The sequence below is a fragment of the Longimicrobium sp. genome, from assembly GCF_036387355.1.
Taxonomy (GTDB): Bacteria; Gemmatimonadota; Gemmatimonadetes; order Longimicrobiales; family Longimicrobiaceae; genus Longimicrobium.
The window spans coordinates 1-12,641 of sequence record NZ_DASVTX010000450.1; the positions used below are offsets into that span (position 1 = coordinate 1).

Sequence of the window (12,641 nt, forward strand, 5' to 3'; positions counted from 1 at the left end):
ACTCAGCACTCAGCACTCAGCACTCACGCACTTACTTCGCCGACAACCACATCCGAATCGCGACGGCGACCAGAAAAACGGCGAACGCCCGCTTCATCTGCACCGGCGACAGCGTCTGCGCCCAGTGCGCCCCGAAGTACGCGCCCACCAGCAGCCCCACCGCGATGGTGAGCGAGGCGGCCACGTTCACATTTCCGTTCCGATAGTATTCGTACGCGCCCAGCGCTCCCACGGGCAGCAGCAGCGCGCCCAGCGACGTTCCCGTCGCCTGCAGCGGCTGCATGCGGGCGACCAGCATGAGCGCCGGCACGATCAGGATCCCCCCGCCGATGCCGAACAATCCCGACAGCACGCCGGCCGCCAGCCCGATCAGCAGAAACACCAGCAGCATTCCCATCACAGCACTCCGGAGAGAGACAATCCGCCGCGAACGCCGCCAAGCTAACGCACCCGCCGCCCCCGCGCCGCCCCACCCGTTGCCCGCGCCCCGCCGGATGCGCATGTTGGCCCTCATCACCCTGAGCCCCCGCGCCGCCATGACCCGCTTCGCAGCCCTCTCCGCCCTGGCCCTGCTGGCCGCCGCGCCCGCCGCCGCGCAGGCGCCCCCCGCCTTTCAGCAGGGGGTGGACTACCGGATCGAGGCCCGGCTGGACGAGCCGTCCGGCGTGCTGCACGGCCGCGCGCGGCTCCGCTATACCAACCGTTCGCGCACGGCGCTGGACACCCTCTACGTCCACCAGCACCTGAACGCGTTCCGCCCCAACAGCGCCTGGGCGCGCCGGGAACTGCAGTTCGGCGAGCGCCGCTTCACCGACCTGGGGCCCGGCGACCACGCGTTCGAGCGGTTCACCGCGCTCACGGTGGATGGGGCCGCGGCGCGCGCCCTGTATCCGCTGGCGCCCGACAGCACCGTGGCCGCCATCCCGCTGCCGCGCCCGCTGGCGCCCGGCGCCTCGCTGACGCTGGTGATGGACTGGGACGCACGTCTTTCCACCCTCCCGCGCCGGCAGGGCAGGGCGGGGCGCCACTACGATTTCGCGCAGTGGTATCCGCGCATCGCGGTGTACGAGCGCACCGGCTGGGCGGCGCATCCGCTGCTGCCGCAGGGCGAGTTCTACGGCGAGTTCGGCCGCTACGACGTCACGCTCGACCTGGCCGCGGACCAGGTGATCGGCTCCACGGGGGTGGCGGTGGAGGGCAACCCGGGATACCAGCCCGTTTCGCTGGGCATCGTTCCCGCGGCGGGGCCGGCGGAGGCGCTGGGGCTGCTGGCCGGCGCGGCGGAGCAGGGGCGCAAGCGCGTGCGGCTGGTGGCCGACAGCGTGCACCACTTCGCCTGGAGCGCCGATCCGCGCTACATCCACGAGTTCGTCACCCGCACGCTGGTGGACGACGCCGGCCAGACGCGCCCGCTGGTGGGCATTCACGCCCTCTTTCTTCCGGAAGACACGTCGTGGGCCGGGCAGAAGGCCGTCCGCCGCACCTACGATGCGCTCACCTGGCTGGAAACGATGTTTGGCCCGTACGCCTGGCCGCAGCTCACCAACGTGCACCGGCTGGAGGGCGGAGGGACGGAGTTCCCCATGCTGGTGATGAACGGCTCCGCCTCCGAAGGGCTGATCGTGCACGAGGTGACGCACCAGTACCTGCACGGCATGCTGGCCAACAACGAGTGGCGCGAAGGCTGGCTGGACGAGGGGTTCACCTCGTTCATGAGTTCCTGGTACCGCGAGGCCAAGGGCGACACGGCCGTGTGGAACGGAACCATGGCGGCGCTGGAGCGCCTGGAGCGGGGCGATTCCACGCAGGCCATCGCGCTCCCCGCGGCGGAGTTCCGGAACCCGGCCATCTTCAGCGCGATGACGTACACCAAGCCGTCCGCCGTCTTTCGCATGCTGCGCGAACTGGTGGGGCAGAACACCTTCCGCGAGATCCTGCGGACGTACTTTCGCGAGTTCCGCCTGCGCCACGTGACCGGGGCGGACTTTCAGGCGGTGGCGGAACGGGTGAGCCGGCGCGACCTGGACTGGTTCTTTGCCCAGTGGATCGAGCGTACGGACAAGCTGGACTACTCGGTGAGCGAGGCCACCTCCACGCGCCTGGGCGACGGCCGCTGGCGCACGCGGGTGGTGGTGGACCGCGCGGGCCAGGCGTGGATGCCCGTCGTGCTGCGCCTGGGCGGCAGCACGCAGACGCTTCAGTCGCGCGCGCGGCGGCAGACGGTGACGGTGGTGACCGCGCAGCGCCCGTCGGAGGTGATGCTGGACCCGGACTGGGTGCTGATTGACCCCAACCGGGCCAACAACCGGATGATTGTGCGATGAACCTGCTGCTGGTCGCGCTGGGCGGCGCGGCCGGCGCGGTCGCGCGGTACGGAGCGGGGCGGTGGATCGGCCCCGCCGCGCGCGGCGGCTTTCCGTGGGCGACCTTTGCCGTGAACCTGGCCGGGTCGCTGCTGGTGGGGATCATCGTGGCCCGCACCGCGCCGGACGACCCGCGGCGGCTGCTGCTGGCGGTGGGCTTCTGCGGCGGCCTCACCACGTTCAGCACCTTTGGCTACGAGACGTACGCGCTGCTGCAGGAGCGCGCGTACGGAACCGCGCTGGCCTACGCGGGGGCGAGCATGGCCGCCGGGCTGGGGTGCGTGGCGCTCGGATTGTGGGCCGCGCGCGTGGACTGATCCCGCACGGAAGCCGCCACGTCCGGTACGTGTAAGTTATTGTGTACCAGCGGTGTCGGATTTGGTTCGATAGCGCGAGTGCCCGTTCCCTTTGTATCTTTTGGGCGAGGATGACGGACCATGAGCGAAAGGAAGAAGATGGTCACCGCCGAAGAGATCGAGGAAGCCGCGCTGGAGTTGGACGAAGGTGAGTTCCACTCTCTGGTGGACCGGCTGACCCAAAAGCGCGGGTTGTCCCCCGAGCGGCTTCGACTCTGGGTCGAGGAAGCCAAACGGAGGGATGACGCGGTTGCGGACGGCAGGATGGGACTGGTGGATGCCGACCTCGTGCTCGCGGATCCGGACGAAGACGGATGAGGGTCCGCTTTGCCGTCGCGGCGCAACATGATGTGGCGGAGGCACGGCTGTTTTACTCGCGGGTGGTTCCCAGGCGGCGCGCCGGTTTCAACGCCGCGCTGCGCGCTTCCGTAGCATTGCTTCGGGAGTATCCCCTCGCGGGCGAACTCGTTGATGCACCGATCCGTCGTCATGTGCTGACTGGATACCCGTTCACGTTGTTGTACGTGATCCGGCGAGAAGAAGTAATCATTGAGGCGCTGGTTCATCACAGCCGCGATCCCCAGGACTGGTCCGGGTTCCTTAATCGTGATCCCTGATCAACGCTGCTGTAACCTGCTCGCCTGCAGGGTTGCGCGTTGGCCCACCTCCCAGGAGAACTCATGCATGCTCCCGAGCGACTGACGGATCACGCAACACTCTCTCGCGAAGACGACGCGCTGCTCGCGAGACTGGACCGCATCAGTACCGACATCAAAGAGGGGCGTGCTCGGACGGACTCGTGGGAGGAGGTGCTGGCCGAATTGGAACGTGACTGCGGACCTCCGCGTCTCCCGCGATGCGCTGCGTGTGAGGCTGACTGAAAGGAAGAGAATGATCACCGCTGACCAGATTGAGGAAGCCGCGCTGGAGCTTCCGCGGGACGAGTTGGGCGCCTTGATCGAGCGACTGGTCGCGAGAGCCGCGGACGAGTGGGATGAAGATCCGCACTGGAGGCGGGAGATCCTGCGCAGATCGGCCGAGATTGAGGCGGGGACTGCGCAAAGCGGTCCCAGCGCACGAAGTGCTCGCCAAGATGCGAGCGGCACCCGCACGGGCACCGGAACCGGATTCTGATGATTGATTCGCCCTCGATTCCCCTGCTCCAGACCGGCATTGTGCGCGGCGCGTGCCCGCACGACTGCCCGGACACGTGCGCCATGCTGGTGCACGTGCAGGACGGGCGCGCCGTGCGCGTGCAGGGCGATCCGGAGCACCCGGTCACACAGGGATTCCTGTGCACCAAGGTGAACCGCTACGTGGAGCGCACCTACCACGCGGACCGGCTCACCGTCCCTCTGCGGCGCGTGGGAGCCAAGGGCGAGGGACGGTTCGAGCCGGCCACCTGGGACGAGGCGCTGGATGACATCGCGCGGCGGCTGAACGCGATCCGCGAGGGCGGGCACGGGCCGCAGGCCATCCTCCCGTACTCGTATTCCGGCACGCTGGGGCAGGTGCAGGGCGGATCGATGGACCGGCGCTTCTTTCACCGCATCGGCGCCAGCCTGCTGGACCGGACCATCTGCGCCAGCGCGGGGAGCGCGGGGTGGGCCGCCACCTACGGCGACCGCATGGGCCCTACGCCGGAAGAGGCGGAGCACGCGCGCTTCATCCTGCTGTGGGGCACCAACACCCTCACCAGCAATCCGCACCTGTGGCCCGCGCTGCGGCGCGCCCGCGAGGCCGGCGCGCGGCTGATCGCCATCGACCCCATCCGCACCCGCACCGCCGCGCAGTGCGACGAGCACCTCCCCATCCGCCCCGGCACCGACGCCGCGCTCGCGCTGGGGATGATGCACGTGATCTTTCGCGACGGGCTGCAGGACGACGCCTACCTGCGCGACCACACGGTGGGCGCAGACGAACTGCGCATCCGCGCGGCGGAGTGGACGCCGGAGCGCGCGGCCGAAACGACCGGCCTGTCCGCGGAGCGCATCGAGCGGCTGGCGCACGAGTTCGCCACCACGCGGCCGGCGTTCATCCGCCTGAACTACGGGCTGCAGCGGCACCGCGGCGGCGGCACGGCGGTGCGCACCATCTCGCTCCTTCCCGCCGTTACCGGCGCGTGGCGCGACCTGGGCGGCGGCGCCACGCTTTCCACCAGCGGCGCCTTCAAGCTCAACTCGGGGGCGCTGCAGCGGCCGGACTGGATTCCGGCCGGCACGCGCACCATCAACATGATCCGGCTGGGCGAGGCGCTTACCCGCCCCGACGCCGGGGTGGGCGGGCCGCCGGTGCAGGCGTTCATCGTCTACAACAGCAACCCGGCCGCGGTGGCGCCGGACCTGGGCGCCGTGCGCGCCGGGCTCCTGCGCGACGACCTGTTCACGGTGGTGATGGAGCACTTCGTCACCGACACTTCGCGGTATGCGGACTGGGTGCTCCCCGCGACGAGCCAGCTGGAGCACTGGGACATCCACACGGCGTACGGGCACCTGTACCTTACGCTCAACCAGCCGTCCATCGCGCCGGTGGGCGAGTCGCTTCCCAACACGGAGATCTTTCGCCGGCTAGCGGCGCGGATGGGGCTGGACGACCCGGAGTTCGGGGATACGGATGTGGAGATGATCCGCCAGGCGCTGCGCTCGGACCATCCCTGGCTGGCCGGGATCACCTTCGAGCGGCTGGTGGCGGAGGGATGGGTGCGGCTGAACGTGCCGGACGATTTTCGTCCGTACGCCGACCCGCGCCCCAACACGCCGACGGGAAAGATCCAGATCCTGGCGCCCGAGTTGGCGGCGCACGGCATTGATCCGCTTCCCACGTACGTGCCGCCGGCGGAGAGCGCCGAGGCGGATCCGGAGCGCGCGCGCCGCTTTCCGCTGATGCTCCTTTCCCCGCCGGAGCATCCGTTCATGAACAGCACCTTTGTGAACGTGCCCAACCTGGCGCGCGCGGCGGGGGAGGCGAAGCTGCTGCTGCACCCGAACGAGGCGGCGGAGCGCGGGGTGGCGGGTGGCGACCGGGTGCGGTGCTGGAACGACCGCGGCCACTTCTTCGGGCGCGCGGTGGTGACGGAAGACGTGCGGCCGGGCGTCGCGGTCAGCTACGGCGTGCGCTGGGCCATGCACTCCGACGGCGGGCGTACGGTGAACGACACGACCTCGCAGGCCGTCACCGACCTGGGCGGCGGCGCCGTGTTCTACGACAACGCGGTGGAAGTTGAGGTCGCTGCCGGGGCGGCGTGAACTGAGGTGGCACGGCCCCGTCCTCGCCGTCGACGGGCGGCGCCGCAGCGGCCTCCGCTTCGCCGATCCGGTACATCCGCAGGGTGCTCGCGCCCCCACGGATGGCCGCTGCGGTTTCGCGCACCCCCTCGAGCAGTTCCTGAAACACGTCGTCCCGCACGATCGTACTCCGTCTACGCAGCCCCGTGGGTACTCGGCCGGCCCCTCCTGGCCGGCGGTCCTCCTGTATGTACGCCAATGGCGCACTTCGGCGCAAGGCCGACGGCGACGCCGCCCGTGCACGCATTCTGGACACCAGTCCCGTCGCGGTTGTATATTGCGCGTCCCCAAGGCGTTAGGCACGCCCCGCACGGCCCTCGCAGGAGACTCCCCGCGTTGCGAATTCTTTACGTTTCCCACTCCTTTCCGCTTCCCGGCGACCCGCTGAGCAACGTGGGCGGCATGCAGCGCGTGGCCCAGGGGCTGCACGCGGCGCTGGGCGAGCACCCGGGTGTGGAACTGCATTCGCTGCTGCTGAAGACGTCGTGGAAGGGCACGCCGTACCGCATGCCGGGCTACATGGCCGGGCTGCTGGCGCGCGTGCCGCGCATGGTGCGCGACCTGGGGATCGACGTGGTGCTGCACTCGTCCATGGTGACGGCGTCCACCACCGCCGTGCTGGGCAGCGCCATCCGCCGCGCGGGCGCGCTTTCCGCCGCCATCCCCGTCGGGCGCGACGTGACGCTCCCCACGCCGGGCTACCAGTGGTTCGTCCCCAAGGTGCTGCGCTCGCTGGACCTGGTGTTTCCCATCAGCCGGGCGACGGGCAAAGAGTGCACGGACCGCGGGCTGCCCGCCTCGCGCATGCACGTGATCCCCTGCGGCGTAGACGTGGAGCTGTTCGGCGCGCCGCGCGACCGGGGCGCCGCGCGGGCGGAACTGCTGCGCGCCATCGGCGAGTCGGGCGCCACCATTCCGGCCGACGCGCTCATCCTGGTGAGCGTGGGGCGGCACCAGGAGCGCAAGGGCTTTCAGTGGTTCACCGACACGGTGATGCCGCGGCTTCCCAAGGACGTGATCTACCTGATCACCGGCGAAGGGCCCATGACGCCGCGCATTCAGGAAGCCGTCGACCGCAACGGGGTGCAGCGCAGCGTGCGCATGCTGGGCAAGGTGTCGGAGCCCATGCTCCGGACGCTGTACAGCGGCGCGGACCTGTTCATCATGCCCAACATCCCCGTGAAGGGTGACATGGAGGGATTCGGGGTGGTGATGCTGGAGGCGGGGCTGTGCGGAATGCCGGTCGTCGCCGCGGACCTGGAGGGGATCAGCGACGTGATTCGCGAGGGAGAGAACGGGCACCTGGTGCCCAGCCGCGACGCCGAGGCGTTCGAGCGGGTGATTCTGCGCTACCGGGCCGACCGCGCCCTGGTGGCGGAGGCATCGCGCCGCGCGGCCGCGTACACGGCCAGCCACTTCTCGTGGGCGGCCATCGCCGACACGTTCGTCCGCATCCTTGGCCAGCACACCCGAACCACTACCGGCACCGTCCCGACGAAGCTCGCCCGCGCGGCAGGGTGAGCATCCACTCGTCGTATACACAGGCCGCCTCCAACCCGGGGGCGGCCTTTTTGTTCGGCGGATGAGTGGCGCGGGGCGGTGCGGGCCGTTAATCTCCCGTCTTCTACGGACGGAAAACCCGGATGATCACGGCCCGCGCGGGCCGCACACGATACAGGACGGAGAACACACCCATGACGGATTGGAACAGCTGGCTGCAGGAGCGCGACTGGCAGCCCGTGCCGCCCGACGAGTTCAAGGCGCTCCCGGCGGACGAAAAGCTCCGCCGCATCCGCCACTCGTCGGCGCACGTGATGGCGACGGCGCTGCGCGGCGTGCGCCCCGAGGCCACGTTCGCCATCGGGCCGGCCACGGAGCACGGCTTCTTTTACGACGTGCACGTAAACAGCCCGCTTACGCCCGACGAACTGGCGCAGGTGCAGGAGGGGATGAAGGACGTCTCCAGGCAGCGGCAGAAGTTCGAGCGCGCCGTGGTTCCGCACGCCGAGGCGGTGGAGTTCATGCGCGACCGCGGCGAGCGCTTCAAGCTGGAGATCCTGGAGAAGCTTGCGGACCAGACGGTGACGTTCTACCGCAACGGCGACTTCGTGGACCTGTGCGCCGGGCCGCACGTGCCCGACACGAGCTTCTGCCAGAACGTGAAGCTGCTGGCCGCGTCACCGGCGCACTGGCGGGGCGAGCAGAACCCGTCGCTGCAGCGGGTGAGCGGCACGGCGTGGGACAGCCGCGATGCGCTGAAGTCGTACCTGGCCTTTGTGGAAGAAGCCAAGGCGCGCGACCACCGCGTGCTGGGGCAGACGCTGGACCTGTTCAGCTTTCACCCCTGGGCCGCGGGGGCGCTGTGGCATCCGCGCGGGCTGGTGCTGCGCAACGAGCTCGCGCAGTTCTGGCGCGGGCTCATGCCGGAGTACGGCTACCAGGAGATCCTGAACCCCGTGCTGTACAAGCCGGACCTGTTCCACACGTCGGGGCACTGGGAGCACTACCACGAGGACATGTTCATCGTGCGGGACGAGGAGGGCGAGCCCGACATGGTGCTCAAGCCCATGAACTGCCCCGACACCATGCTGTACTACAAGACGCGCGCGCACAGCTACCGCGACCTTCCGCTGCGCATTGCCGAAGGCCAGGTGCTGCACCGCAACGAGGTCACGGGCGCGCTGCACGGGCTCATGCGCACGCGCAGCTTCGTGCAGGACGACGCGCACATCTTCCTTACGCCCGAGCAGGTGCAGGACGAGATCCTTCAGCTGCTGGAGCTGGTGGACCGGTTCTACACCACGTTCGGGCTGGAGTACGTGATGAAGCTTTCCACGCGCCCCGAGAAGTACATGGGCGAGCTGGAAACGTGGAACGCGGCCGAGGCGGCGCTGTCGGCGGCGCTCACGGCGGCGGGGCGCGACTTCACGGTGGATGAGGGGGACGGCGCGTTCTACGGCCCCAAGATCGACATCAGCATCCAGGACAGCCTGGGCCGCAAGTGGCAGTGCGGCACCATTCAGCTGGACTTCCAGCTTCCGCAGCGGTTCGACCTGGAGTACACGGCGCAGGACGGCACGCGCCAGCGCCCCATCGTGATCCACCGCGCCATCTTCGGGTCGATGGAGCGCTTCATCGGCGTGATCGTGGAGCACTTCGCGGGCGCCTTCCCGCTCTGGCTGGCGCCGGTGCAGGCGGTGGTGCTGCCGATCTCGGACGAGAAGCACCTGGACTACGCGCGCGAAGTCACCGACAAGCTGCGCAGGGCCGGCATTCGCACGGAGCTGCAGCAGTACGAGTCGCTGAATTACCGCGTGCGGCAGGCGGAGAAGCAGAAGGTGCCGTACATCCTGGTGGTCGGCGAGCGCGAGCAGGAGCAGGGCACGGCCGCGGTGCGCCGCCACAAGGTCAAGGAGCAGCGCGTGGCTCCCGTGGACGAGGTGATTGCGGAACTGGTGGAAAAGATCCGCACGCGCGAGCTGGACGTGCACCAGACCAGGATGGCGGCCACGTTCCAGGAAACGGCCGCGGCGACGACGACGGACAGCGCGTACTGAGGCTTCCGTTCGCCTCCCTGTCTGCTGCGCGGGGCGGGGATCGCGAACGGCTGGTCGCGCGGAGGACGCGACGTCGCGGGCGGACCCGCACTTCGTCCACAGCGACTCCGGCTGATTAGAAGAAAAGAGCCGCCCACCGGATCACCGGTGGGCGGCTCTTTCTTCTGTACCTATTCCCTATTCCCTATTCCCTAATCCCTGCAGTTCCCTACCTCTCCCGCAGCATCGCCCCGTACCGGCGGTGAAACACCGGCGCCAGACGACGGCAGAATTCCTCGCTTGTCCCGCCGCGCGCCTCAAAGCGGCGCATCAGCGCGCACTGCAGCGCCACGTAGGCCTGAAAGCGCGTCGGCGAGCTCTCCAGATATGGGCGAATCAGTTCCATTGGAATCCGTTCCTTTCCGCACCCCGAGGGACGCACATCCCTCAAAAGCATTCCGCATGCCCGGCAGACGGGCGGCGCAACCCGCTGAAAATCCGTGAGATGGATGGATTTTCGGCGTTCCGCGACAGGCGCTGCATGCCCCAACCTGTCGCGCGCGGGGGACACCCGCCGCACATCCTACGGGACGATGGGCCTCCAGGTTGCGCGGACGCCCGCGCCCGGACGAAAAACGTTGACCCGGCCCCGACCCCGTACTACTTTGCGCGTCCCCATCTGAACTGCGCCGTGCGTGTTACGTCCCTGAGATTGGACGAACCTTCGCGGTCCGCGTCACCTTCGCGCGCCCGGACAACGGGTGCGCGGCGTTCCTCCGTCCCGGGCGTCCTGATGTCCACCTCCGGCCCCATCCAGACCGGCTCGCTGCTCGCCGACCGATTTCGCGTCGTGGAAGTTCTCGCGGGCGAAGGGAGCGGCACCGTGTACCGCGCCACGGACGCGCGCGCGGAACGCGAGGTGGCGCTGCGCCTGATCCCGGTGCCCGCCACGGCGGAGGAGCGCGAGCGCGGCACCCGGCAGGGCAAGATCGCCGCGCGGCTGCTGCATCCCAACATCGCGCGCACGCTGGACTTCGGGGTAGATGCGGCGGCGGGGGTGCAGTACGTGGCGGCCGACATCGGGCCCGGCGGAACGCTCGCCGCGCTGCTCGCCCTCCGCGGCGCGCCTCCGCTTCCGCTGGCGCTGCGCATCGTGGAAGAGGCCGCGGCCGGGCTGGCGTCGGCGCACATCGCCGGCGCGGTGCACGGAGATGTGCACCCCGGCATGCTCTGGCTGGCGCGGAACGAGGGGAAGCTGCGGGCGGTGCTCGTGGGCCTCGGCATCGATCCCGGAACGACGACGCCGGGGCGCGCCACGGCGAAGTACTGCGCGCCCGAGCGCCTGCGCCGGTCTTCGCTCACCCCCGCGGCGGACGTGTTCAGCCTGGGCGTGATTGCGTACGAGGTGCTGGCCGGGCTTCCCGCGGACTGGACCACGACGCTGCTGGCGATGGCGAAGGGCGGCGCGCGGTCCGTCGCCCCGCCCTCCGCGGCGCGCCCGGAGATCCCGCGGCATGTCGGAGACGCCATCGTGCGCGCGCTGGCAGCGGACCCCGCGCAGCGCTGGGCGAACGCGGGCGAGTTCGCGGGCGCGCTGGCCGTCCCCGCGCCCGCCGCGGAGGAGGCGCCCGCCGCCCGTCCGCGCATCCACCTCTCCACCCCCATCGTCGCCGCGCCGGTCGTCGCACCGACCCTCGAGGCCGCGCCAGCACCGACAGCGCCGCAAGCCGCCCCGATCATTGAAGCCACACCGGTCGCCGAAGCCGAACCGGTGATTGACGTAGCGGCCATCATGAAAGCCGCGCAGGACGTCGAGGCCGAGCCGGTTGTCGAAGTCCCGCCGGCCGTCGAGCCCGCGCTGAATGCCGAGGTTGCGCCGCCTGCTCACGCGGGGCCGTTCGTCGAAGTGGCGCCGCTCGCCGAAGCTGCTTTGACGGCTGATGATCCGCGCGTCGTCGAGGCGGCGGAGGTGGGCGAACAGCCAGTCGTGGAAGATTTGCCGTTCATCGAAACCGCGCCGGCCGTCGCGCCCGCGCCGCTCCACGACGACCCGCCCGTGCTCAAAGCGGCGGAGGTGGATGAGGAGCCCGTCGCCGATGAACTGCCGATCATCGAAGCCGCGACTGGCGAACTCGCCGCGCCGGCTCCGGATCCGGTCGTGCCGCCCCAGGCTCCGGCGCGGCAGGTGATGGCGGTCGGGGCCAAGCGGGCGAGCGGGGAGCGGCCGGAAGTCCGCACCGCGCCGGCTCCCGCCGCGACGCCCGCCCCGCCGCGGAAGCACCAGCTTACGGCGTCTTCGACCGACCTCGCCGACATCCTCTACATTCCGCCCACCTTCGGGCAGCAGCGCGCTTCCGCCGCTCCGCCGACGGCGAACGCTCCCGTTCAGGCTCCGGTGACCGCGACGGCTTCCCCGATCGCGAGCGCTCCTGCCCCGGCCGCTCCGAGCTCTTCGGCTTCGCCCGCGGCGCCTGCGGCATCCGTGAGCGCCCCACCCCCAGAGCGCGCTCCGGCTCCGGCGAAAGCGGAAAGCGCGCCGGTCGTCGCCAGGGATGAGACGGCGACCGCACTCGCGCCGTCCACGATGGCGGATGTGCTACCGCCGTTCATCGCGCCCGCGCCGGCGAGAGCAACTGAGACCGCGAAGCCCGCTGCCGCCACGCCGGTCGAGTTGGACCCGGACGCGACCATGGAGGCGCGAATTCAGCCGAGCGCGCCCGCGTCGTCGTCCAGTGTTTCGGCGGATGAACGGACTGCCGTGCTGGCCATCCCCACGGAATCCGGCACGCAGCCAGTGGACGTGGCGCCGTCGATCACGCTCGTTCCACGCGGGGCGCCCGCGACGGCTGAGGACGTCACGCAGCCGGCCGCGCCCGTCGCGGTGCTGCCGATGCGGAAGTCGGGGCTGAGCCGGCTGGGCGCGCAGCCCCGGAAGTCGCACACGGGGCTGATCGCGGCGGGCATCGTGCTGGTGCTCGCGGCGGGTGGAGCGGTGGCGGCGAAGTCGGCGCTGGGCGGCGGCACCCGCACGCCGGTAGCGACGCAGCGGATCGCCAGCGCGCCGCAACTGGCCGACGCACCCGCCGCCGCGCAGCCTTCCGC

11 protein-coding genes are annotated in these 12,641 nt (G+C 70.2%); 9 read left to right on the forward strand and 2 right to left on the reverse strand.

The window, feature by feature from the left end:
- Positions 1–31 precede the first annotated feature (31 nt).
- Positions 32–538, reverse strand: a complete 507-nt coding sequence (locus tag VF665_RS19625; RefSeq protein WP_331055158.1) for a sulfite exporter TauE/SafE family protein — start codon at positions 536–538, stop codon at positions 32–34.
- Here VF665_RS19625 and VF665_RS19630 point away from each other — a divergent pair.
- The 8 genes from VF665_RS19630 (at position 537) to thrS (ending at position 9,560) form a co-directional block, all read left to right on the forward strand.
- Complete coding sequence (locus VF665_RS19630) at positions 537–2,324, forward strand: M1 family metallopeptidase (protein WP_331055159.1); 1,788 nt, start codon at positions 537–539, stop codon at positions 2,322–2,324. The two genes, VF665_RS19625 and VF665_RS19630, sit on opposite strands and share 2 nt — an antisense overlap.
- A complete protein-coding gene (gene crcB, locus VF665_RS19635; RefSeq protein WP_331055160.1) occupies positions 2,321–2,680 on the forward strand; it encodes a fluoride efflux transporter CrcB in 360 nt (119 codons plus the stop codon). Before VF665_RS19630 ends, crcB begins: the two co-directional genes overlap by 4 nt.
- Before the next feature lie 120 nt (positions 2,681–2,800).
- Complete coding sequence (locus VF665_RS19640; protein WP_331055161.1) at positions 2,801–3,037, forward strand: hypothetical protein; 237 nt, start codon at positions 2,801–2,803, stop codon at positions 3,035–3,037.
- Complete coding sequence (locus VF665_RS19645) at positions 3,034–3,336, forward strand: type II toxin-antitoxin system RelE/ParE family toxin (protein ID WP_331055162.1); 303 nt, start codon at positions 3,034–3,036, stop codon at positions 3,334–3,336. The genes VF665_RS19640 and VF665_RS19645 overlap by 4 nt, the downstream gene beginning before the upstream one ends.
- Positions 3,337–3,610: 274 nt before the next feature.
- On the forward strand, positions 3,611–3,853 hold the full coding sequence (locus VF665_RS19650; RefSeq protein ID WP_331055163.1) for a hypothetical protein: 243 nt from the start codon (positions 3,611–3,613) through the stop codon (positions 3,851–3,853).
- Entirely contained in the window at positions 3,853–5,964 is a 2,112-nt protein-coding gene (locus VF665_RS19655) for a molybdopterin oxidoreductase family protein (protein ID WP_331055164.1), read from the forward strand. The genes VF665_RS19650 and VF665_RS19655 overlap by 1 nt, the downstream gene beginning before the upstream one ends.
- Before the next feature lie 375 nt (positions 5,965–6,339).
- On the forward strand, positions 6,340–7,524 hold the full coding sequence (locus VF665_RS19660) for a glycosyltransferase family 4 protein (protein ID WP_331055165.1): 1,185 nt from the start codon (positions 6,340–6,342) through the stop codon (positions 7,522–7,524).
- 173 nt (positions 7,525–7,697) lie between these two features.
- Complete coding sequence (gene thrS / locus VF665_RS19665) at positions 7,698–9,560, forward strand: threonine--tRNA ligase (protein WP_331055166.1); 1,863 nt, start codon at positions 7,698–7,700, stop codon at positions 9,558–9,560.
- Positions 9,561–9,768: 208 nt separating this feature from the next.
- Here the strand turns inward: thrS and VF665_RS19670 are convergent, their stop codons facing one another.
- Positions 9,769–9,945, reverse strand: coding sequence for a hypothetical protein (locus VF665_RS19670; RefSeq protein WP_331055167.1), 177 nt, complete (start codon positions 9,943–9,945; stop codon positions 9,769–9,771).
- A 387-nt stretch (positions 9,946–10,332) separates the two neighbouring features.
- On the opposite strand from VF665_RS19670, the gene VF665_RS19675 reads away from it, so the two are divergent.
- On the forward strand, positions 10,333–12,641 hold a 2,309-nt coding region (locus VF665_RS19675), incomplete at its 3' end, for a protein kinase domain-containing protein (RefSeq protein ID WP_331055168.1).